Annotated in this window: 21 protein-coding genes and 1 tRNA gene; 14 read left to right on the forward strand and 8 right to left on the reverse strand. The window is 71.4% G+C overall.

The features are described 5' to 3' along the window. The first annotated feature begins 86 nt into the window (after window positions 1-86). Window positions 87-1,085: a hypothetical protein gene (locus tag ABTW72_RS14785; RefSeq protein WP_350858728.1), complete on the forward strand. Its 999-nt coding sequence runs from the start codon at window positions 87-89 to the stop codon at window positions 1,083-1,085. Between the two features lie 33 nt (window positions 1,086-1,118). Here the strand turns inward: ABTW72_RS14785 and ABTW72_RS14790 are convergent, their stop codons facing one another. Further along, on the reverse strand, window positions 1,119-1,442 hold the full coding sequence (locus tag ABTW72_RS14790; RefSeq protein ID WP_091405580.1) for a plasmid stabilization protein: 324 nt from the start codon (window positions 1,440-1,442) through the stop codon (window positions 1,119-1,121). A 366-nt stretch (window positions 1,443-1,808) separates the two neighbouring features. Here ABTW72_RS14790 and ABTW72_RS14795 point away from each other — a divergent pair, with 366 nt between their 5' ends. Both ABTW72_RS14795 and ABTW72_RS14800 read left to right on the forward strand, forming a co-directional pair. Beyond that, on the forward strand, window positions 1,809-2,555 hold the full coding sequence (locus ABTW72_RS14795; RefSeq protein WP_350858731.1) for a GAF and ANTAR domain-containing protein: 747 nt from the start codon (window positions 1,809-1,811) through the stop codon (window positions 2,553-2,555). A 178-nt stretch (window positions 2,556-2,733) separates the two neighbouring features. Then, window positions 2,734-3,231: an STAS domain-containing protein gene (locus ABTW72_RS14800; protein WP_350858734.1), complete on the forward strand. Its 498-nt coding sequence runs from the start codon at window positions 2,734-2,736 to the stop codon at window positions 3,229-3,231. Window positions 3,232-3,272: 41 nt separating this feature from the next. Here ABTW72_RS14800 and ABTW72_RS14805 read toward each other — a convergent pair whose 3' ends face one another. Together ABTW72_RS14805 and ABTW72_RS14810 are read right to left on the reverse strand one after the other, a co-directional pair. After that, the gene (locus ABTW72_RS14805; protein WP_350858737.1) at window positions 3,273-4,316 is read right to left on the reverse strand and encodes a hypothetical protein; all 1,044 of its coding nucleotides are present in this window, start codon (window positions 4,314-4,316) and stop codon (window positions 3,273-3,275) included. After that, window positions 4,316-4,813, reverse strand: coding sequence for a SigE family RNA polymerase sigma factor (locus tag ABTW72_RS14810; RefSeq protein WP_350858740.1), 498 nt, complete (start codon window positions 4,811-4,813; stop codon window positions 4,316-4,318). Before ABTW72_RS14810 ends, ABTW72_RS14805 begins: the two co-directional genes overlap by 1 nt. Window positions 4,814-5,222: 409 nt before the next feature. On the opposite strand from ABTW72_RS14810, the gene ABTW72_RS14815 reads away from it, so the two are divergent. Continuing rightward, on the forward strand, window positions 5,223-5,798 hold the full coding sequence (locus ABTW72_RS14815) for a hypothetical protein (RefSeq protein WP_350858743.1): 576 nt from the start codon (window positions 5,223-5,225) through the stop codon (window positions 5,796-5,798). 202 nt (window positions 5,799-6,000) lie between these two features. Here the strand turns inward: ABTW72_RS14815 and ABTW72_RS14820 are convergent, their stop codons facing one another. Next, complete coding sequence (locus tag ABTW72_RS14820) at window positions 6,001-6,381, reverse strand: VOC family protein (protein WP_350858946.1); 381 nt, start codon at window positions 6,379-6,381, stop codon at window positions 6,001-6,003. A 667-nt stretch (window positions 6,382-7,048) separates the two neighbouring features. On the opposite strand from ABTW72_RS14820, the gene ABTW72_RS14825 reads away from it, so the two are divergent. Continuing rightward, entirely contained in the window at window positions 7,049-7,351 is a 303-nt protein-coding gene (locus ABTW72_RS14825) for a helix-turn-helix domain-containing protein (protein WP_350858746.1), read from the forward strand. Window positions 7,352-7,584: 233 nt separating this feature from the next. On the opposite strand, the gene ABTW72_RS14830 is transcribed toward ABTW72_RS14825, so the two are convergent. After that, window positions 7,585-7,660 (reverse strand) — tRNA-Arg (locus tag ABTW72_RS14830). A gap of 160 nt (window positions 7,661-7,820) precedes the next feature. Between ABTW72_RS14830 and ABTW72_RS14835 the strand changes: the two genes are divergently transcribed. Then, window positions 7,821-8,516, forward strand: a complete 696-nt coding sequence (locus ABTW72_RS14835) for a hypothetical protein (protein ID WP_350858749.1) — start codon at window positions 7,821-7,823, stop codon at window positions 8,514-8,516. 21 nt (window positions 8,517-8,537) lie between these two features. On the opposite strand, the gene ABTW72_RS14840 is transcribed toward ABTW72_RS14835, so the two are convergent. Further along, a complete protein-coding gene (locus ABTW72_RS14840) occupies window positions 8,538-9,614 on the reverse strand; it encodes an alpha/beta hydrolase (RefSeq protein ID WP_350858752.1) in 1,077 nt (358 codons plus the stop codon). 173 nt (window positions 9,615-9,787) lie between these two features. Continuing rightward, window positions 9,788-10,207: an HPF/RaiA family ribosome-associated protein gene (locus ABTW72_RS14845; RefSeq protein WP_091405546.1), complete on the reverse strand. Its 420-nt coding sequence runs from the start codon at window positions 10,205-10,207 to the stop codon at window positions 9,788-9,790. A 305-nt stretch (window positions 10,208-10,512) separates the two neighbouring features. On the opposite strand from ABTW72_RS14845, the gene ABTW72_RS14850 reads away from it, so the two are divergent. The 3 genes from ABTW72_RS14850 to ABTW72_RS14860 all read left to right on the forward strand — a co-directional run bounded on the left by ABTW72_RS14850 (window position 10,513) and on the right by ABTW72_RS14860 (window position 14,219). Further along, entirely contained in the window at window positions 10,513-11,310 is a 798-nt protein-coding gene (locus tag ABTW72_RS14850) for a single-stranded DNA-binding protein (RefSeq protein ID WP_350858755.1), read from the forward strand. 294 nt (window positions 11,311-11,604) lie between these two features. Continuing rightward, window positions 11,605-12,663 (forward strand): cobalamin biosynthesis protein, encoded by a 1,059-nt coding sequence (locus tag ABTW72_RS14855; protein WP_350858949.1) that lies wholly within the window; start codon window positions 11,605-11,607, stop codon window positions 12,661-12,663. Further along, a complete protein-coding gene (locus ABTW72_RS14860; protein ID WP_350858757.1) occupies window positions 12,660-14,219 on the forward strand; it encodes a cobyric acid synthase in 1,560 nt (519 codons plus the stop codon). Before ABTW72_RS14855 ends, ABTW72_RS14860 begins: the two co-directional genes overlap by 4 nt. 161 nt (window positions 14,220-14,380) lie before the next feature. Here the strand turns inward: ABTW72_RS14860 and ABTW72_RS14865 are convergent, their stop codons facing one another. Further along, window positions 14,381-14,782, reverse strand: coding sequence for a rhodanese-like domain-containing protein (locus ABTW72_RS14865; protein ID WP_350858951.1), 402 nt, complete (start codon window positions 14,780-14,782; stop codon window positions 14,381-14,383). Between the two features lie 300 nt (window positions 14,783-15,082). On the opposite strand from ABTW72_RS14865, the gene ABTW72_RS14870 reads away from it, so the two are divergent. From ABTW72_RS14870 to ABTW72_RS14890, 5 genes are all read left to right on the forward strand, one after another. Continuing rightward, window positions 15,083-15,697, forward strand: a complete 615-nt coding sequence (locus tag ABTW72_RS14870) for a uridine kinase family protein (protein WP_350858760.1) — start codon at window positions 15,083-15,085, stop codon at window positions 15,695-15,697. 67 nt (window positions 15,698-15,764) lie between these two features. Continuing rightward, window positions 15,765-16,910, forward strand: a complete 1,146-nt coding sequence (locus tag ABTW72_RS14875) for a M48 family metallopeptidase (RefSeq protein WP_502892202.1) — start codon at window positions 15,765-15,767, stop codon at window positions 16,908-16,910. A gap of 36 nt (window positions 16,911-16,946) precedes the next feature. Continuing rightward, window positions 16,947-18,290, forward strand: coding sequence for a dipeptidase (locus ABTW72_RS14880; protein ID WP_350858954.1), 1,344 nt, complete (start codon window positions 16,947-16,949; stop codon window positions 18,288-18,290). A 77-nt stretch (window positions 18,291-18,367) separates the two neighbouring features. After that, window positions 18,368-18,574: a hypothetical protein gene (locus ABTW72_RS14885; protein ID WP_030333429.1), complete on the forward strand. Its 207-nt coding sequence runs from the start codon at window positions 18,368-18,370 to the stop codon at window positions 18,572-18,574. Window positions 18,575-18,659: 85 nt separating this feature from the next. Beyond that, window positions 18,660-20,252: an ATP-dependent DNA ligase gene (locus tag ABTW72_RS14890; protein WP_350858763.1), complete on the forward strand. Its 1,593-nt coding sequence runs from the start codon at window positions 18,660-18,662 to the stop codon at window positions 20,250-20,252. Window positions 20,253-20,260: the final 8 nt, after the last annotated feature.

Below are 20,260 nucleotides of genomic sequence, written 5' to 3' on the forward strand. Positions count from 1 at the left end.
CGCCCGCGTCACGCCGCGGCCCGGCCGGCCGGAACCGGACGCGTCTGTCGTCCGTCTCATCCCCGGGTGGAAGGGTGGTGAGCCGGATGCGCTCGTCCCGGACGGTACTGGCGGTGGCACTGCTCGGCATGGCGCTGGGTGGCTGCGGTGGCACGGACATCGGGCCGGGCGGAGCCGACGAGCCCGCTCCGGCTCAGATCGTCGACGGGTGGACCTCCTGTGCCAAGGCGGCCCCCCGGGCCGGCGAGATGATCACGGTGCCGAACACGGGGACGTCGCCACCGGCCGTGAAGGAGCCGACGATCGGTCGCATCGACCCGGCGTTCGCCCCGGTCGCGGCCGTGATCTGCGGGCGCGAGATTCGGCCGGGGCCCAACGGTGGTCAGGAGCAGGTCGCCATCGAGCGACGCGCCGAGCAGATTGGCCCGCTGGTCACCGCGCTGCGCCTGCCCAGTGAGCAGACCGGCGGGGAGGTCGCCTGCACCCTCGAGATGGTCGTCCCGCCGTGGTTGGCCCTGGTGGACGACAGGGGGCGCTGGCTGCGGCCCCACATCCCGACGGACTCCTGCGGCAAGCCTCGCGCCGAGGTGATCGCCGCGTTGGCCGGGCCGCAGTGGACCACGGTGGACACCCGTACCATCCGGCAGATCGAATCTGCGGCGGCCGAGGCCGCCGGTTGCGCGCAGCAGTGGACGGACATGGTGTGGGTGGAAACCCGGAACGGTAGCCCCGGGCCGGCCGGGCCCGGGCTACCGCCGGCCGCCGGGCCGCTGCGCCTCTGCGTCTACCAGGTGCCCGCGTCGCTTCAGGAAGGCGAGAAACCCGCGGGCGACTTCGTGTACGGCGGGCCGCTGCCAACCGAGCGCCAGGCGGGCGTGTTCCGGGCGCTGTCCAACCGCCGGGCAGTGCTCGACTGTGCCACCCCGGCGACCCGCTTCGCGGTGCTACGCCCGCTTGAAGGCGCAGGCCCCGACCGGTACGTGGAACTCGACGGCTGCCGCCGGTTCCTGATCGCGCCAGCGACGGGCGGTGCGCGGCTCGGCCAGGGTGACGACACGCTGGTCGCCCTGCTGGGGCCCGTCTGAGCCGGCTCGGCGGATCCACCGCCCGACCGGTCGCTACTTCGACAGGGCCCGCTCGAGCTCGCTCTTCGACATCGACGAGCGGCCCTTGATGCCGCGTTGCTTCGCCTCGTTGTACAGCTGCTCCTTGGTGCGACCCTGGGCGCCGCTGTGGGAGCGCTTACCACCACGGTGCCCGGACGACACGTCGTTCCGGGAGGACCGGCTCGCCGTTCGGGACTCACCCGAGCGGGCCCGTTCCTTGTTGACAGTGCGGGCCGCGATCTCCTTGGCCCGCCCGGAGGAGGCGCCCCGCTGCTGCGCGCTCTCCTTGATGTGCTCGTACTGTCGTTCTCTCTTCGGGCTCGATCCTGCTGGCATCGGTGCCTCCCACCTCCGCTGTCGGTGCGGTCGAGGCCCGGCTCGCGCGCTTCTGTCTGACATCGGCACATTCCGAGCCGGGGCATGATGTTCACGCTGTCTGAGCACGATGCCCCGCCGTCCGGGGCGTCAAACGAGTGCACCCGAGCTGATCCGGCTGCGCCTTCGGGGACGCTCGACTCGGCGTCGTATAGTTGTCGCCGCAGCCGACGCCTGGGCGTCGGTCAGTCAGCGTCCAGCAGCGGGCGCCCGGGCTCCGTTGGCGAGTCCGTGCGGCGCCCCGTGCTCGCGGAGCGCCATCACCACGCGCGCTGCCGTCGCCTTCCTGCAACCGGTACGCGCCCCGGGCACGAGGACCTTGAAGTCATGGCACAGCAGCCCATTGATCCCAATGTGGCGATCTCCGAACTCGGCCAGATCAAGCTCGGCGAGACCGATCTGTCCGGAGTGTTGACCCAGGTCTCCGAGTTGGCACGACGCACGATCCCCGGTGCGGAGGAGGTGTCGGTGACGTTGATCAAGCAGGAGGGTGCGCACACCGCCGCGTTCAGCGGGGAGATGGCACTGCGACTCGACGAACTGCAGTACGAGCAGGGCGAGGGTCCGTGTCTGGAGGCGGCCAGAGCCGCCGCTGTCGTGTCCGTCCCCGACATGTCCGAAGAGGCCCGCTGGCCACAGTGGGCGGCCGAAGCCGTGCAGGGCGGAGCTCAGAGTTCACTGTCGATCGGGTTTCCGATCCAGGAGTCCGTGCTCGGTGCGCTGAACATCTACGGGGCCAAGGTGGGTGCCTTCGACGACGACGCGGTCACCCTCGCACAGACGTTCGCGGGGTACGCCGCCGTCGCCCTCGCCAACGCCCACCTCTACGACGCCACCGCCACCCTGGCCGCACAGATGCAGTTGGCCATGCAGAGCCGGGCCGTCATCGAGCAGGCCAAGGGCATCATCATGGGCGAACGCCGATGCACCCCCGACGAGGCGTTCGCCGTCCTCGCGAAGGTTTCCCAGGACTCCAACCGCAAACTGCGGGAGGTCGCTGCCGCACTGGTGGAACGGGCCACCCAACCGCCGAGTCTCAAGCGTGATCGCGGTGGGTTGGGCAACCTGCCGTAGGCGTTCGGCAGCGGGCTGCTGTGCCCCGGAAGATGGCGGCCCGTCAGCGCAGCGTCGGCTGAGGTCGGCCACGAGCGGACGCGCCGACTGGCGGCTGACTGCGCAGGCCATTATCGTCGAGGATGGTCAAGCCATGCGCCAATCCTGTTACGGATCTCCACAGGAGGCGTGTGCTCCTATGACCGAGCGTTCCTGGTTCTTCCAGAGCCACTTCGATCGACTCCCGACGGCAGTCAGCCTCGGGCAGGTCACGCCCGCGACGCTCGCCGGCAGCCGACGGGATGGGCGTTTCGACGTCGACTCCTCCGGGCCGTCGTTCCGGGTGACCCGCTACACCGAGCCCACGAACCTCTCCGCGACCATCTCGGCCGACCGGATGGTCGTCGCCCCGGTGGGATACGTCGACATGGACACCGCCCCACGTCTGGCCACGGCCCTGATGAACGCGATCGACAGCCATCCCGAAGTCTGTTGCGACCTGACCGGCGTCGGCTTCTTCAGCGCCGCGGGTGTGCGCGTACTCCTGCTGGCGCGGAACCGGGCCGAGCGGGTCGGCTCCCGTTTTTCGATCCGAGGCGCCGGGGGGATCACGCAGCGTGTGTTGCGGGTCACCGGGGTGGAGCGCCTGCTCCTGGGCCCCGAACAAGACACCGGCCCAGCCGCACGTCTTGGCTGACCCGCGGCTCATGAACCACACACTGGCGCCACCCGGTCCCGTCACCAGGTGTCCGGGCGATCGAGATCGCGGGCCGGCTGGTACCCGCCGAGGATCGCCAAGCCCTCTGCCTCGGTGTAGCCGTTCCCCCGACCCTTGCGGAACGCCTCGACATGGCAGGGCTTGACCACCATCTCCAGCACGTCCCTGCCCTGCCGGCGGGCCCGGTAGGGGCCGGCGACAAGATCCCCGCGCCGGACGTCGTCGCCGGCCGGGGCGAGTTGCGCCCGAACGGTCAGCCAACGGCCGGATGCGTCACCGACCACCAGCGAGCCCTCGACGAAGGCGTCCCGCGCCGACCGGCCGAGCGTGACCGAGCACTCCAGCAGCCGTCCGTCGGGCGGCAGCGACTCCAGGCGGAACGGCACGACGCAGCGGTGGGCACCGTCGAACCGGACCCGGCTCGCCGTACCTGCCGCCTCGTCCCGGGTGGTCGCGTAGATGTCCAACTGGGCCCAGAGTCCGTCGGCGGGTTGCCAGCGGACGAACCACAGCTTCCGGTCACCGGACGGGTCGAACCAGGCGACCCCCGAGCGGTCGCCGACGCGGACCTCGGCCCGTCCCTGCGGTCGCCCCTGCGAGGACAACGTCTGCTGGAGCCCGTCCAGCAACCCTTCGGTGCGCGCCAACACGAAACGAGCCTGACCGCTCGGGCCCCGGAACTCGACGCTCTCGATGCCCCGCCCGGTGCGCCACGACGCGAAATCGGCATCGCTCACCAGCGTGTCGGTCGAGAAGTGCACCGTCGCGGGATCGGCACCGACCTCCTCGGGGCGTACGGTCCCATCACTCTGTGCCTCCGGCAGCATCAGCGTCGCGGCCGGCATGATCGGGTCATCGGTGCTCCGAACGCCCGGGATCGCCAGCACCACAGAGGTGAGGGCGACACACGCCGCTGCCACGCCGCCGGCGATCAGCCCCCGTCGCCGCAGCCGCAACCGTCGGCCGCGATGCCGGGCCTGTTGCACGATCGGCGTCGGATCGATGTCGCCGCCCGCCCGATGCTTGAGCGTGGTGGCAAGCTGCTCATCGAGGTCACTGAACATCAGAGCTCTCCTGCCCATGCGTGCGTTGCGGCAACCTGACGCTGACGCAACGTCGCCAGGGCGCGCCTCGCGTGTGTGCGTACCGTCCCGGTCGAACAGGCCAGGATCTCGGCGATCGACGTGTCGTCCAGATCCTCGTAGTAGCGCAGGACGATCACGGTGCGCTGACGCGCCGGCAGATCACCGACCAACCGCCACAGTGCGTCGCGCTCGGCGACCCCGGCGGCCTCGTCCACGTCGCCCGGCCGATCGAGGACCGCGGCAACCGAGACCTCCCGGCTGCTGAGCCGACGCCACCACGAGTTGTGGGTGTTGACGAGCATGCGCCGGACGTAGGCATCGGGACGGTCCGTCCGCGAGATGCGACCCCACCGGGCGTACGCCCGCGCGAGGACATCCTGAACCAGATCCTCGGCTCGGTGCTCGTCACCGGTCAGCAGCCGGGCGAGCCGCACCAGCGCTGAGGTGCGAGCGAACGCGTACTCCTCGAACGTCACGCCCTATTAACGCCGTAGGCCGGCCAGCCCGTAGACACCTGCCGGGCACTTTCTGCCGAACCAAACCTGCCGTAGAGGTGTCAAGCCTGCCTCAACCGGTGTCCCCGGGGCGTCGGGCCTGCGGCGTAAGCGACGACCGGTTAAGGCCGGGCATCCTCTCGGTTGTGCCGCACGAGGACCAGGCGGAGGAACAACCGGAATTCTTTGGTGAGGGCATCCGGTCGGTTCTTCGCGGCTGGCCCGACTCGGACGGAAGTAGACGGCAAGCAACATTGGCTCGATCAACAATGCATAAAAGGCTGTAAATTCTTGGACAGTAGGAGGCCTGGGCTTTCGCTGTAAGTCATTATCGAACTCGAACACGACGCACATCGGGGAGGCGTCGTGCTGTCGAAAGCAGGAACGCTCTATGCGCTATCAAAGGTTATTGGCGGCCGCCGCAGCCCTCGTGCTTGCATTCACCGCCCTGCTGACACCAGCCGGAGTGGCCGGCGCGTCGGCCGGAAAAACCGGTGCCGCGAGCCGAAACTTCACCGCGGAGGCGCGGGCTGCCGGGCTCACTCTGGACGAGGCCGAGGAACTCCAGGGGCGTGTGAACGCCTACCTGGCCAAGGCCGGAGGGAGGCAGGTCGCGGCAAACAGGATCGAGTATGGGAGCGGAGGCGCTCTGCTCCTCGCTCTGCCGGGCGAAAAGGCCGCGCGCGAACTCGACCAGCCCATTGGCACCCTGGCCGACTGTTGGTACCTCTACTTCTGTGCCTACAGTGCGCAAAACTACTACGGGGACATGCGATACGAGGACAAGTGCTCCGAGCTGATAAAGATCCCCTGGTCGTGGGCCGGGTCTTGGAAGAACGCCCAGACCACCGGCACGAGGGCACGTTTCTTGACTGCTACCCAGGGTTTGTACCACTACTCGACACCCGCCTCCAGTCGCAATCCTAACTTCTCATGGGCCCCCGTCTACTTCATTGACCCATGCTGACGAAGAGTAGCTGTTTATAGGAACGGGCGAAGGCCCACTAACCACGGTAACCTCCCGCTGAATGCGCGAAGGAACCGCTGCCAGAAGCGCTAAAGCGCCCCGCCGCCTCGGATGGAGTCGGCGGGGCGCTTTACAGATAGCGCCGCGGTCGATGCTGTTCCCGGGCGTGCCCGCTGCGGCATGGTCATCACCGGTCCACGCTCTAGAGCTGTTGGACGATCTGGATCGGGTTGCCGTCCGGGTCGGCCGTCCAGGCGATCAGCAGGCGATCGAGCCACCGGTGCGGTGCGGCAAGTGCTGGGGCGCCGTTCGCGGTGAGTTCGGCGTACGCGGCGGCGGTGTCGTCGGTCCAGAGGATCACCGCGGCCCGCTGGCCCCGGGGTACGGGGTCGAGCCCGTGGTCGTCACGGGTGGAGGCCACCGAGGCGACGCCGATCTTGTAGCCGTCGAGCACGAGATCGATGTGGATCGGCTCGCCCTCGGCCGGCACCCGGAAGGTCTCGGTGAAGCCGAGGCCGGCGTAGAACTCGGCGGCGCGCGGGACGTCCTCGCTGAAGAGGATCACCTGAGGAGTGCGGAACATCGACACGGCCCGACGTTATCAGCGCAGTGCTGGTGCTGAGAGCCAGCAGACAGCCGCGCGCCGGCGGGGCTATCTCCGTCCTCGGAGAAAATCTACGTCCGAAGCGCTAGACATTCGCATCGTCGCCAACTAACGTTCCTGTGGTCGAGAGCAGAGCCAACAAAGACGCTGACGTTGCCGCCCCGCACGAGGGCGAAGGAGCCGGACCGGGGATCTTGCAAGCCCTGCTCGGCTCGGCGGCAGACATCTGCCGCAGTCAGGTAGTACGCAGGAAGGCGTGTGACAGCGGGTGGGGGCCAACGCTTGTTCAGGGCTTCACCCGAGGTGAGAAGAGTTCGTCGTACGTGTTGGGGCCATGAAGTCGCGTGGGGCTCGGACACCGACGGACAGCACGGAGTACGGCAGAGGAAACCAGAGGCAAGGGAGGGCATTACACCGTTGGATCGCCCGCTGCCAGCCGCGTTCGTGGGCTGGGCGCGGACACCGCAGTTTCCCTCGAACGAGAGGTGGTCTCCGGTCACGCTTATGCGATCCTCGCACCCGAAGCCGTCCCTGACGGCCGGTGCGGACAAGACAAGCCGACGTTCTGTCGGTAGATGGTGTTCCTGACCCACAACCCTTGGGCCCCGGTGCTTCCGAGCACCGGGGCCCTCGTGACGGAGGTTCCATGGCTCAACCCGATGACATGCTCGACGATGAGGACTACCCCGCCTACACGATGGGCCGTGCCGCCGAGATCGTCGGCTGCTCGCAGGACTTTCTACGCCGACTCGGCGATGCGAAACTGATCGACCCGCAGCGCTCCAGCGGAGGGCACCGCCGCTACTCCCGCTACCAGTTGCGCCTTGCCGCGCGAGCTCGGGAGATGTGCGACCAGGGCACAGACATTGCCTCGGCCTGCCGGATCATCATTCTTGAGGACCAACTCGAAGAGGCCCTTCGGCGCAATGAGCGCCACGAGCAGGGCTGAGCACACCCTCCGTGCGGGCCTGCCCCCGAGGTGAAGCCGAGCGCCATACGGTCCCTCCCGTCAGGGCAGGGGCCGTCTGTCGTCTGGGAAAAGGTCTCGGTCGTCTGGATGGGCGGGTTCGGCGGCAGCGCTCGATTGTGGTCCCGTGCCTGCGGCTTCCGGATGACCAACTCTCCAGGCGCGACCCTGGCCGTGGTGAGCTTCTCGGTGGAGCGGAAGCCGCAAGTCAGCGGTGGCGCGCCCGGCAGGATTCGAACCTGCGGCCTTGGGATTAGAAGTCCCCTGCTCTATCCGCTGAGCTACGGGCGCGTGTGGCGTGGATGTCGCGCCCAGAGGGTACCGCCGTCCCACTGCCCGACGGCGAAAAGGGTGCCCGCGTCCACGTTGCCGAGCAGAGTCTCACGTCCGCCTCGGAGTAGGCATCCGGGTTACCGCGGACCGGCCTGGCCGTGGACCGTACCTTTGGCTGGTGTTGCTGGATTCCGACGCCGAGAGCGACGTCGCCTACGAGCTGTGCCAGGTCGTCGGTCGCGCCATCCTGCCGTACCGGTCCTCGGGCGACTTCGGTACCGCGTTCTTCTTCCAGGGCGGCGACGACCCGGTGGGGGAGTCGCTGCTGACGGCGGCCGACCTGGTGGGCGGTTCGGGTGGTGAATTGGGCCTGCGGGCGAGCGTCACCGAGCCGGCGGGGGTGGCCCCGGCCGTCATTGCCGAGGCCGAGATCGTGCCCGGGTGGGCCCGCTTCCCGGGCGACGGGGTCGCGGTGTTGCCGACCGCTGGCCTGCACCGGTATGCCGGCGACGGCGGCTGGCGGTGGCGCGTCCAGCCGGTGCCGGCGGGGATCGCCGCCGGGCCCGAGGTGGTCGCCCGCCTCGGCGCCGACGCCAGTTCCGCCTTCGTGCTGGCCCATGGGGTACGCGAGGACGGGTCGCGGCCGCTGGAGGTCGCGATCGAGCGGGTGGTCCGCGACGGGGACGCCGTGCTGATCACCACCGAGCTGCCGCAGGGGTACGTCGGCGCGCCGGTCTTCATCGTTCAGGCAGAGCCCACCGGTGAGGTCTCCCCGTACTGCCTGGGCCTGGTCCTGCCCGGTGTCGGTGCGCACCCGGTGGCGACCTTCGACCGGATCCGTGCCGTCCTCCCGGCTACGCCCGGCGACGTCTGAACCGCGCGTCGTCCGGCCTGGTCAGCCGCCGAGCGTCGCCGCACCCGCCGCGTCGGCCGTCTGCGCGTTGGCCGGCGCTGTGTCGGCGTCGGCCGGGGAAGCGCCTGACCGTACGGCGTCGGTCGGCGCGGCGTCGGCCGGGGCGGTGGGGCCGGCGGCGAGGAACGCCTCGGCCCAGCGACCGACCTCGTCGAAGACCTTGTTCCGTACGGCGGGGCCGGAGAGCGTGAGGTCGTGCAGCCCGCCGTCGAAGCGGGCCACTGTGACGTGGCGGCCGAGGCGCGGCGCGTAGCGGACCATGTGCTCGACGTCCAGTACGGCGTCGGCCAGGGTCGCGTTGTCATGCCACTTGGTGCCCCGGAAGGACCGGGTCGAGCAGGCGAGCAGCACCGGCACCTGGATGTCCAGCCCGGCGCGCAGCCGGCGTTGCCCGGTGCGGATCGCGTTCAGCCAGCCGGCCCGGACCGGGAACCCGGCCAGCGGCTTCCACGCCAGGTCGTAGGTCCACTCGCCGCGGTGGTCGGAGTGGATGCTCTCGCCGTACACCGTGCCCAGCCCGAACGGGAGGATGCGGTGCGGCGCCCTGCGGCCCAGCCGGGACGCGGCGGCCGCGAGGGGCCGACGGACCGCCCAGGGGGCGTTCAGGTCGAAGAAGGGGCTGTTGAGCACCAGGCCGTCGATGGTGCCGGTGTCGCGGCGGGCGTCCGCCCAGAGCGAGATGATCAGGCCGCCGGTGGAGTGGCCCATCGCCAGCAGGGTGTCGTGCCCGTCGTCGGAGCGGATGATCTCGGCGGCGGCGTCCAGCTCGGGGAAGTAGTCGCTGATGTCGCGGCAGAAGTTGGGGGTCTGGGCGGGGAGCAGACTGCGGCCGTACTTGCGCAGGTCGAGCGCGTAGAAATCCCAACCTCGCTCGGCGAAGAAGTCGGCCAGGTGCGTCTGGAAGAAGTAGTCGACGAAGCCGTGCACGTAGAGCACGGCCCGTCCGGTGGGGCGCTCGGCCCGCCGCCGGACCAATGTCGCGACAACGGGGCCTTCGTCGTCGGTGCCCAGGTCGATCGTCTGCCGCTCGTACGGCGGCCCCAACACGTCCGGTTCCACGAACGCGACGCTACGCCGCCAACCTACCCAGCGGTAGCCCGCGCGTCCCGCTCGCCCCGCTCGCCCCGCTCGACCCACTCACCCCGCGATCTTGCACTTTCTGTCCCGACAAAAAGGGGCAACAGCCGCTGATCCGGAGCCGAAAGTGCAAGATCGCGGGGGTGGGGCGTGGGTCAGGCCGTTTCCGCGTCGGCGCGGGGGGCCGGGTTCTCCGACTCGTCGGCCTCCATCTGCGGCTGCGGGAGGTCACGCAGGTGCTTGTTGTGCCGCGGCTCCTGGCGGGTCTTGGCGTCGTTGAGCCGACGGCGCAGGTCGTCACGGACGTCGTTGAGGGCGGCGTGCAGGTCCTCCTCTGCGGAGGTGGTGACGATCTTCTGCCGGCCGGCGATCCAGCACTCCAGGGTGACCTTCTGACCACGCGCCTCCCGGTCCTTCACCGACACCTCCAGCTCGGTCGCGTCAGCGTGGAAGCTGGCGAGCCGGGCGTCGAGGGTGGCGAACTGCTCGGCGATCCAGTTGCGGTCGCCCTGGGAGAACCCGGCGCCCACCCGCAGGCACTCAGCCACGGTGGCCGGGTTCGCCACGGCGCTCATCGCTGCGCCTCGGAAGCGTTCGCGGAGTCGATGGTGGTGATCGTCATGGCGCTGACCTCTCGTCGACGTGGAGCTGTCGGTGGTGCGTTGATCAAGTCCTTACCCAGTTCGGGTGGCCTGGGAAACCGTGGACGGCGCGTCGGGCGGGTCGGGCGTACCACATGGGTGCGTGATCAGGGCGTTGTCCACAGGTGGGTTCGTCATCCACAGGTCGGGGATGGGCGCCTTACGAGGGGCGTCCTCAGTGTCGATGCTCGGTGTCGAGTCGACTCGCGCTGGCAGGCCCCGATCCCCCTGGAGGGACGATGTTCGACACTTACGTGACAATCGTCGGCAATGTGCTGACTACGCCCGAGTGGCGGCGTACGACCCAGAGCAACACCCTGGTGGCCAACTTCAAGGTCGCCTCGACCGCCCGCCGACTCGATCGCGACAGCGGCCGCTGGGTCGACGGCAATTCGCTCCGCGTCCGCGTCAACTGCTGGCGCAAGCTCGCCGAGGGGGTGGCGGCCTCCGTCATGGTCGGCGATCCGGTGGTGGTCTGCGGGCGGCTCTACACCCGCGACTGGACCGACGACGGCGGTAACCACCGCACGCTCTACGAGCTGGAGGCGGTGGCCGTCGGCCACGACCTGTCCCGGGGTCGCGCCCGCTTCCTGCGCAACCGGCCGAGCATGGCGACCAGCACCGTCGAGGACGCGGAGGCCGAGAGCCGGGTGCACGGCGAGCCCACCGAGCCGGTGCCGGCCGGGCAGGCGCCCGTGCTGCCCGACGACCGTCCGCTGGACGACGACTTCGAGCTGCCCGACTACGCGGAGCTGCGGACCAGCCCGTTCGGCCACGTCGCGGCGGGCGACGACAGCTCCCCGAGTGGCGGGGTCTTCGGTGACGGCGGAGCGCCCGCGAACGCCGGGCAGGCCGGGCAGGCCGACGTTCCGCCGGACCTCGACGACGAGTTGGCCCCTCCGCCCGAGGCGGACGACGACAACGCCGACGGTGACCTGGACATCGAGTTGGGGCCGGTGCCCGACGAGGGGCAGCCGGAGCCGGCGCAGCCCGGTCGAGGGCGGCGTGGTCGGGGCCGGATCCCGCAGCCAGCCTGACCGATCGGCTCGGCCGTCGCGGGTTGGGCGGCGGTCGAGCTGGCCAGGGCGCCGTCTCGGTCGCGGGTGCTGCGGCGAGAAACGGCATACCCGGCACGGCGCGGTGCGGCACGACGGGGGCGGGGTGGCGGCGCGACCAGCGTCGTCACCCCGCGTGACGGGACGTTGGCGGGTTGGTCTCCGTTCGCTCCACGGGTTCTCGTTGCCGGTGCGGGACCGTGGACTGCGCTGGTTCACGGAGTGCTCGTCTAGGCTGGCCGGCCGGAGGTGGTGCGGGTGCGACGGACAGCGCCGATGGCGAACGCGGTGGGGCTACTGGCCGGGTACGCACTGGACAGGGTGCTCGGCGACCCCCGCCGGTGGCATCCGGTGGCCGGCTTCGGGCAGGCCGCGGGCGCGCTGGAGCGCCGCCTCTACCGCCCGGACCGAACGGCGGGTACCGCATTCACCGCGCTGGCCGTCGGCGGGCCGGTGTTGCTCGGGGCGGTCGCCGCGGCGGCCACCCGGCACCGGCCGGTGACCCGCGCGGTGCTGGTGGCGGCCGGCACGTGGACAGTGTTGGGCGGCCGCACGCTACGGCACGAGGCGACCGTGATGGGTCGTACGCTGCGTGACGGTGACCTGCCCGCAGCCCGGCGACGCCTCGGTCACCTCTGCGGGCGGGACCCGTCGACGCTGGGCGAGTCGGAGTTGGCCCGCGCCACCGTCGAGTCGGTCGCGGAGAACACCTCCGACGCGGTGGTCGCTCCGCTGCTCTGGGGTGCGGTCGCCGGTCTGCCCGGGCTGCTGGGCTACCGCGCGGCGAACACCCTCGATGCGATGGTCGGGCACCGGTCGACGCGCTACGCGCGGTTCGGCACACCGGCCGCTCGGCTGGACGACGCGCTCAACCTCGTGCCGTCCCGGCTGACCGGGCTGCTCACCATCGCCGTCGCGCCGGTCGCGCACGGGGACCGGCAGCGCGCCTGGCAGGTGTGGCGGCGGGACCGCAACGACCACCCGAGCCCCAACGCCGGTCAGTGCGAGGCGGCGATGGCCGGTGCGCTCGGGGTCCGCCTCGGTGGTCGAAACGTCTACTTCGGGCGCTCCGAGGTACGGCCGTTCCTCGGCGACGGTCCCCGCCCGGAGGCGCGGCACCTGAAGCGGGCCGCCCGGATCTCCGGCGCGGTGGGGCTGGCCGCCGTCGGGTTGGCCGCCGCGTACCCGGTGACGCTCGGCCGGCTGGTTGGCGCGGTGAGCAGGCGTGCGCTGATCGGCGCGGTGGGCCGGCGAGGGCCCGTAGAGGCGGCCGGAGGGCGTGGGCTGGTTGGCGTGGCCGGGGCCGTCGGGGTGCGACGGGGGAGTGGGCGGTGAGCGGCGGGCTGCTGGTGGCCGGCACGACGTCCGATGCCGGCAAGAGCGTGCTCACCGCCGGCATCTGTCGTTGGCTGCACCGGCAGGGCGTGAAGGTGGCGCCGTACAAGGCGCAGAACATGTCGAACAATTCGGCGGTGGTCGTCGGGCCGGACGGGCGCGGCGGCGAGATCGGGCGCGCCCAGGCCATGCAGGCCGCGGCGTGCGGGCTCGCACCCGACCTGCGGTTCAACCCGGTGCTGCTCAAGCCGGGCAGCGACCTGGCCAGTCAGGTGGTGCTGCTGGGCGAGGCGGTCGACACGATCACCGCGGGCACCTTCCGGCAGCTACGCCCCCGGCTCGCCGAGACCGCGTACACCGCACTGGCCGAGCTGCGTGAGACGTACGACGTGGTGATCTGCGAGGGCGCCGGCAGCCCCGCGGAGATCAACCTGCGGGCCGGTGACTACGTCAACATGGGGCTGGCCCGGCACGCCAACCTGCCCACCATCGTCGTCGGCGACATCGACCGGGGCGGTGTCTTCGCCTCGATGTTCGGCACCGTGGCACTGCTCGACCCGGCCGACCAGGCGCTGATCGCCGGCTTCGTGATCAACAAGTTCCGGGGTGACCTCGGGCTGCTCCAGCCGGGTCTGGACATGCTGCGTCAGGTCACCGGCCGCCCCACGTACGGGGTGCTGCCCTGGGCACTGGACCTGTGGCTCGACGCGGAGGACTCACTCGCCTACGGCCGGGTGCTCGGCCGGCCCGCCGCCCCGCACGGGAGCGAATGGCTGGACGTGGCCGTCGTCCGCCTACCCCGGATCAGCAACGCCACCGACGTGGAGGCGCTCGCCACGGAACCGGGCGTCCGCGTACGCCTCACCATCGAACCGGCCGAACTGGCCGCCGCCGACCTGGTCGTCCTGCCCGGCTCCAAGTCCACCGTCGCCGACCTCGGGTGGCTGCGCGAAACCGGTCTTGCCGACGCGGTGGCCACCCATGTGGCGGCCGGCAAGCCCCTGCTCGGCCTCTGCGGCGGTTTCCAGATGCTCGGCCGCGCCATCCACGACCCGGTGGAGAGTCGGCAGGGCAGCGTGCCGGGTCTCGGTCTGCTGCCCATCGACATCACCTTCGACCCGCGCAAGACCGTCCGGCAGTCGGTGGGCACCGGCCACGGTGGCCTCCCGGTGCGGGGCTACGAGATCCACCACGGGTACGTCTCGCAGGCCGACCCGGGCCTGACCCCGCTGCTGACCAGCGACGACGGTGTCGGAGAGGGCGCCGTTCTCGGCGTCGTGCACGGCACGCACTGGCACGGGGCGTTCGAGTCCGACGAGTTCCGCCGGTGGTTCCTCACCGAGGCGGCTCGCCTGGCCGGCCGCAGCGGGTTCCGGGTCGCCCCGGCCACCAGCTTCGCCGCCGCCCGGGAGCGCTCGCTCGACCTGCTCGGCGACCTGGTCGAGGAACACCTGGACACCGATGCCCTCTGGCGTCTCATCGAAGCCGGCCCACCCGCCGGCCTCCCCTTCATCCCACCCGGCGCTCCACCAACCGCCACCTCGTCCCAGCACTAGCTGCACCGCCCAGCCCGCCACCGTCGCCCGCTGTGAATCCGCCAACCCCGGTCGATCATGGAGCTGTGGTGCCCGTTGTGCCTCGAACAGCCCTTTTGTCCCCAGCACAACTCCATGATCGCTGGGGTGGGTGGGGTGGGGTGGGGGCAAGGTCGGGGGAGTCAGGGGCGGATGTCGGCGGGACGGTCGGTGGTGGGCAGGCCGGCGGCGAGCCAGGCGTCCACGCCGCCGATCATGTCGGTGGCCCGGCGCAGCCCGAGGGTCTGCAGGCTGGCGGCGGCAAGGCTGGAGCTGTAACCCTGTCGGCACACCAGGATGATCTCCCGGTCGTACCCGGTGGCTTCCGGGATCCGCCAGGCGCTGGCTGGATCGAGGCGCCACTCCAGTACGGTCCGGTCGATGACGACCGCGCCCGGCAGGTCGCCCTGTTCGCGGCGCTGTGGTTCGGTACGGGTGTCGACCAGCAGCGCGCCGCCGCGGACCGCCTCGACGGTCTGCTGCGGAGTCAGTCGGTGCAGCCCGGCGCGGGCCTGTTCGAGCAGGGCGTCTATACCGGGGCTCATCACGTCTCGGAGCACCACCCGATCATGCCGATTCGGTGGCACCCCGGGCGGCGAACGGGCCGCCCGTCACCCGTCGCCGCACCAATTCCCCCGGACGTGACGGTGGCCGGCCGGGGCGGTCAGCCGGACGTGTCAACGTGGCCCACGCCGACCCCGCAACCGGCACGATCGACACGGGCTGACAGGGATATCGCGACTTCGATGAACCCGAGTCGATCAGCCTGCCCACCAGCGGTGGCGGCATACTTCGGTCATGCACCACGGGAGGCTGCGCTGAACCCGGGAACTGGCCGACCGACCGTGGCGGTTGTCGAGGCGTACGCCGAACTGGCTCGTCGGGTGCTCGCGGGCCCGGCGCGGTTGGGGCGGACCCGGCTGGTCGCTGTCGACGGGCCGAGCGGCGCGGGTAAGAGCCGGTTCGCCGCGCAGCTCGCGGATGCCCTGGCGGGGCCGCTCGGCGGCCGACCGCCGGTGGTGCACACCGACGACCTGCTCGACGGGTGGGACGACCAGGTCACCTTCTGGCCCCGGCTCGACGAGGGGGTGCTCGCCCCGCTGCGCGACGGGGAGCCGGGCGCCTACCGGCGGTACAGCTGGGTCCGGCAGTGTTTTCTGGCCCGGCCGATCTCGGTGCCGGTGGCTCCGGTGCTGGTGGTCGAGGGGGTCAGCACCGCCCGGGCGGTCGTCCGGCCGGAGCTGACGCTGGCCGTGTTCGTCACCGCGCCCGCGTCGCTGCGGCTGGCTCGCGCGGTCGCCCGGGACGGGCCGGAGATCCTGCCCGAGCTGCGCCGCTGGCATGACGGGGAGCGGGCGCACTTCGCCGTCGACGAGACCGCGACCCACGCCGACCTGTTGGTGGATGGCGCGCCGACACTGCCGTACGACGCGGACCGGTACTACGTGCGGCTTCGCTGAGCGGGGCATGGACGTGCGCCACCGACTGCGGCACGATGCGGAGAGCTACGGCGAACGGGGAGCCACCATGACGGCAGCGGACGCGCCAGCGCGGCGTCGGATCACCCTCACCGGCATCAGCTCGCGGGCCTGGGAGCATCCGGCCGACCGGGGTGCCCTGGTCGCGCTGCGCGAGCTGCGCGGTTTCGACGACGTGGTGCGGGCGTTCTTCGGGATGTGGAACGAGCGGGGGTTCCGGCTGTCCGTGCTGGCCTCCGGCATCCGGGTCGACCACCGGCAGTACCCGGCGGTGTGGCAGCGATACACCGAGGCCGCGGCGGCGCTCGACGTGGCCGAACTGCCCGAGCTGTACGTGACCCAGTCGCCCTGGTTGGGGGCCGAGGCAGTCGGGCTGGAACGGCCGTTCATCGTTCTGAACTCCGCCTGCGTGCAGCAACTCGACGAGGGCGAGCTGCGCTGCCTGCTCGGCCACGAGTTGGGGCACGTGGGCAGCGGGCACGCGGTCTACAAGACCATGCTCATGATCCTCACCCGGTGGGCGGCCAACCTGAGCTGGTTGCCGGTCGGCGCGATCGCGCTGCGCGCCATCATCGCGGCGATGCTGGAGTGGTGGCGCAAGGCGGAACTCTCCGCCGACCGGGCCGGCCTGCTCGCCGGGCAGGATCCGGCCGCCGCGCTGCGGCTGCTGATGAAGCTCGCCGGCGGCGGTGACCTGTCCCAGGTCGACACCACCGCCTTCCTGGAGCAGGCCGCCGAGTACTCCGGTGGCGGCGATCTGCGCGACAGCCTGCACAAGATCCGGATGACCGCGTGGAGCACCCACCCGGTGCCGGTGGCGCGGGCGGCGTCGCTGCGCCAGTGGATCGACTCCGGGGCGTACGGGCAGGTGCTGGCCGGGGACTATCCCCGCCGCGAGGACGACAGCTCGACAAGCGTCTCCGAGGAGATCAAGGCGGCGGCCGCGTCGTACCGGGAGGAGTTCAGCCGTTCCACCGACCCGCTGGTCGGGTTGCTGCGCCGGCTCGGCGACGGCGCGAGCGACGTCGGCGAGTGGGTGGGCGGCACCGCCGGTCGGGCCCGTTCCTGGATGGACGCCGCCACCGAGGCCGCTGGCCGCGCACACCGCGCCGGGCGGGCCGCACCGGGCGCGCGGGCCGGCGCAGGCCCCGCGGACAGCGGTGACGGTACGGGCTCCGCCGGCACGCCCCGGTAAGGCCGGCATACGATGCCGGTCATGACCTCACCGATCATGTCCGAGTCCGAGGTGCGGGCCGCCGTCGAGCGGGAGATGCCCGGCGTCCGGGCCGACCTGGAGCGCCTCGTCCGCATTCCCGGCATCGCCTTCGACGGCTTCGACCACTCGCACGTGGAACGCTCCGCCAAGGCGGTCGCCGAACTGCTGCGCGGCTGTGGCCTGGACGTCGACATCGTGCGATCCGGCGGCCAGCCGGCGGTGATCGGCCGTCGGGCCGCCCCGCCCGGTGCGTCCACCGTGCTGCTCTACGCCCACCACGACGTCCAGCCGGTCGGCGACCGGTCGCTGTGGGAGTCCGACCCGTTCGAGCCGGTGGAACGGGACGGCCGGCTCTACGCCCGGGGCGCGGCCGACGACAAGGCCGGCATCATGGCGCACGTCGCGGCGCTGCGCGCGTACGGTGACGCGCTGCCGGTCGGCGTGGTCCTCTTCATCGAGGGCGAGGAGGAGTACGGCTCCGACTCGCTGGAGCAGTTGCTGGCCGAGCACCGCGACGAGCTCACCTCCGACGTCATCGTGATCGCCGACTCCGGCAACTGGGACATCGGCGTACCGGCGTTGACCACCTCGCTGCGGGGCATCGTCAACTGCTTCGTCGAGGTGCGCACGCTGGACCACGCGGTGCACAGCGGCATGTTCGGCGGTGCCGTGCCGGACGCGCTCACCGCGCTGGTCCGGCTGTTGGCGACGCTGCACGACGACGCCGGTGACGTGGCCGTGGACGGCCTCGTCGGCCGGGAGGGCGCCACCGTCGACTACCCGGAGGACCGGGTCCGGGCCGAGGCGGGGCTCGCGGACGGCGTGCAGTTCATCGGCACCGGCCGGATCACCGACCGGCTCTGGACCAAGCCGGCGCTGGCCATCCTCGGTGTGGACGCGCCGTCCACCGGCGAGGCGCCCAACGCCCTGGTCCCGGCCGCGAAGGCGAAGCTCAGCGTCCGACTCGCCCCGGGCGACGATCCCAAGCGGGCGTACGCGGCGCTGCGCGCGCACCTGGAGCAGCACGCGCCGTGGGGTGCGCAGGTGACTGTCACCTTCGAACACGACGGCGACCCGTGCGTGATCGACGCGTCCGGGCCGATGTTCGATGCCGCCCGTTCGGCCTTCCGGACCGCCTGGGACGGCACCGCCCCGGTCGACATCGGCGTCGGCGGCTCGATTCCGTTCATCGCCACCTTCCAGGAGATGTTCCCGAAGGCGGCGATCCTGGTGACCGGTGTGGAGGACCCGCACGCCCGCGCGCACGGCCCGAACGAGAGTCTGCACCTGGGGGAGTTCGCCCGGGTCTGCCTCGCCGAGGCGCTGCTCCTGCGCAACGTGGCGGCGGTCGGCGGTTAGGTGTCAGAACGACAACTTTGGGCCTGATCTGGGAGTTTACGGCGTGTCGGATGGTCGGCTGTTATAGCCTTTCGTACATGAGTACGAACGAGGTGATGGCCCGGTTGGGGGCCGCTGTCAGCGCGCTGGGAGATGTCGACGTCTCCGCGTGGTCCGAGGACACGCTCAACGAACAGCTCGGTGAGCTCTCCGCCGCCCTGGTCGCCCTCGACTCGGTGCTCTCCCGGGTCGCCGGCGAGGTCCGGGCCCGAGGGTTGCGCATCGAGGAACCCGTCTCCGCCTGAACCGTCGTCCGCGTGAGTGGGCGGCACCCTGCCGACACCGCCCGGGCACGGCAATGCCCGGGCGGTGTCGGAGGTGACTGGCAGGATGAGCTGCGTGCGGTTCCTCGATCTGGCAGCCACCTCCGCCGCCGTCGGTGCCACCAGCGGCCGACGGGCCAAGGTGGAGCTGCTCGCTGACGCGCTGCGCCGGCTCGACCCCGACGAGGTCGAGGCCGGCGCCGGCTATCTCGCCGGTGAGCTGCGCCAACGACAGACCGGCGTCGGCTACGCGAGCCTGCGTGACCTGCCGCCACCGGCCGCCGAGCCGACGTTGACGGTGGCCGCCGTGGACGCGGCCGTCGCGCAGATCGCCGCGGTGCACGGCTCGGGCTCACAGGCTCGGCGTCGAGCGCTGCTCGGTGCCCTCTACGCGGCGGCGACGGCCGACGAGCAGCGGCTGCTCACCGGCCTGTTCAGTGGCGAGCTACGGCAGGGCGCCCAGGCCGGGCTCCTCGCGGACGCGGTGGCCCGGGCCGCCGAGGTGCCGGTGGCGGCGGTCCGCCGGGCGTTGCTGCTCGCCGGTGATCTCCGGGCCGTGGCGGTGGCCGCGCTGGCCGGAGGGGCCGCCGAGTTGGCCGGGTTCGGTCTGCAGGTCGGCCGCCCGCTGGCGCCGATGCTCGCGCAGAGCGCCCCCTCGGTCGACGAGGCCCTCGCCGCGACCGGCACGCCGGCGGTGGTCGACGTGAAGCTCGACGGCATCCGCATCCAGGTGCACCGCTCCGGCACCGACATCGCCGTGTTCACCCGCAGCCTCGACGAGATCACCACCCGGGTGCCCGAGGTGGTCGCCGCGGTCCGTGCCCTGCCCGGTCGGGAGTTGGTCCTCGACGGCGAGGCGATCGGCCTGGACGAGACCGGCCGCCCACTGCCGTTCCAACAGACGTCGAGCCGGGCCGCCCGACGCACCACCCCCAGCACCACCGGGCGCACACCGGTCGCCCCGGCGGTGCTCGCGGCGGCCGCCAGCACGGGCGCGACCGTGCTCACCCCGTACTTCTTCGACCTGCTGCACCTCGACGGCGAGGATCTGATCGACCTGCCCGGCCGGGAGCGGTGGGCCGCCCTCGCCGGTTCGGTGGATTCGTCGCTGCTGGTTGGCCGGATGGAGGTCGACGGTCCGGAGCAGGCCGCCGCCGCGTTCGCCGCCGCGCTCGACGCCGGGCAGGAGGGCGTGGTGGTCAAGGCGCCGGACGCCCCCTACGACGCCGGCCGGCGCGGTGCCGCCTGGGTCAAGGTGAAACCGCGACACACCCTCGACCTGGTGGTGCTCGCCGTCGAGTGGGGCAGCGGCCGGCGCAAGGGCTGGCTGTCCAACCTGCATCTGGGTGCGCGTGACCCGCGCACCGGTGACTTCGTCATGCTCGGCAAGACGTTCAAGGGCCTCACCGACGAGCTGCTGCGGTGGCAGACCGAGCGGTTCCTCGACCTCGCCGTGGAACGCGGCGACTGGGTGGTCCGGGTCCGGCCCGAGCAGGTGGTGGAGATCGCCTTCGACGGGGTGCAGACGAGTTCGCGCTATCCCGGTGGGATGGCGCTGCGGTTCGCCCGGGTGGTGCGCTATCGCGACGACAAGTCCGCCGCGGAGGCGGACACCATCGACGCGGTCCGTGCCATCCACGCCGGCCGCGTGACCGGCTGACCGGGCGA

This window comes from Micromonospora sp. NPDC127501 (assembly GCF_040302185.1).
Classification (GTDB): domain Bacteria; phylum Actinomycetota; class Actinomycetes; order Mycobacteriales; family Micromonosporaceae; genus Micromonospora.

Bases quoted from the DNA above. Each gene is read 5' to 3' on its own strand.
- ABTW72_RS14800 (WP_350858734.1), top strand. From the start codon at position 2,734: ATGACCGAGCGTTCCTGGTTCTTCCAGAGCCACTTCGATCGACTCCCG.
- ABTW72_RS14855 (WP_350858949.1), top strand. From the start codon at position 11,605: ATGGCGAACGCGGTGGGGCTACTGGCCGGGTACGCACTGGACAGGGTG.
- ABTW72_RS14785 (WP_350858728.1), top strand. From the start codon at position 87: ATGCGCTCGTCCCGGACGGTACTGGCGGTGGCACTGCTCGGCATGGCG.
- ABTW72_RS14825 (WP_350858746.1), top strand. From the start codon at position 7,049: ATGGCTCAACCCGATGACATGCTCGACGATGAGGACTACCCCGCCTAC.
- ABTW72_RS14880 (WP_350858954.1), top strand. From the start codon at position 16,947: ATGTCCGAGTCCGAGGTGCGGGCCGCCGTCGAGCGGGAGATGCCCGGC.
- ABTW72_RS14790 (WP_091405580.1), bottom strand. From the start codon at position 1,442: ATGCCAGCAGGATCGAGCCCGAAGAGAGAACGACAGTACGAGCACATC.
- ABTW72_RS14850 (WP_350858755.1), top strand. From the start codon at position 10,513: ATGTTCGACACTTACGTGACAATCGTCGGCAATGTGCTGACTACGCCC.
- ABTW72_RS14795 (WP_350858731.1), top strand. From the start codon at position 1,809: ATGGCACAGCAGCCCATTGATCCCAATGTGGCGATCTCCGAACTCGGC.
- ABTW72_RS14885 (WP_030333429.1), top strand. From the start codon at position 18,368: ATGAGTACGAACGAGGTGATGGCCCGGTTGGGGGCCGCTGTCAGCGCG.
- ABTW72_RS14875 (WP_502892202.1), top strand. From the start codon at position 15,765: ATGACGGCAGCGGACGCGCCAGCGCGGCGTCGGATCACCCTCACCGGC.
- ABTW72_RS14815 (WP_350858743.1), top strand. From the start codon at position 5,223: ATGCGCTATCAAAGGTTATTGGCGGCCGCCGCAGCCCTCGTGCTTGCA.
- ABTW72_RS14805 (WP_350858737.1), bottom strand. From the start codon at position 4,316: ATGTTCAGTGACCTCGATGAGCAGCTTGCCACCACGCTCAAGCATCGG.
- ABTW72_RS14865 (WP_350858951.1), bottom strand. From the start codon at position 14,782: ATGAGCCCCGGTATAGACGCCCTGCTCGAACAGGCCCGCGCCGGGCTG.
- ABTW72_RS14845 (WP_091405546.1), bottom strand. From the start codon at position 10,207: ATGAGCGCCGTGGCGAACCCGGCCACCGTGGCTGAGTGCCTGCGGGTG.
- ABTW72_RS14890 (WP_350858763.1), top strand. From the start codon at position 18,660: ATGAGCTGCGTGCGGTTCCTCGATCTGGCAGCCACCTCCGCCGCCGTC.
- ABTW72_RS14820 (WP_350858946.1), bottom strand. From the start codon at position 6,381: ATGTTCCGCACTCCTCAGGTGATCCTCTTCAGCGAGGACGTCCCGCGC.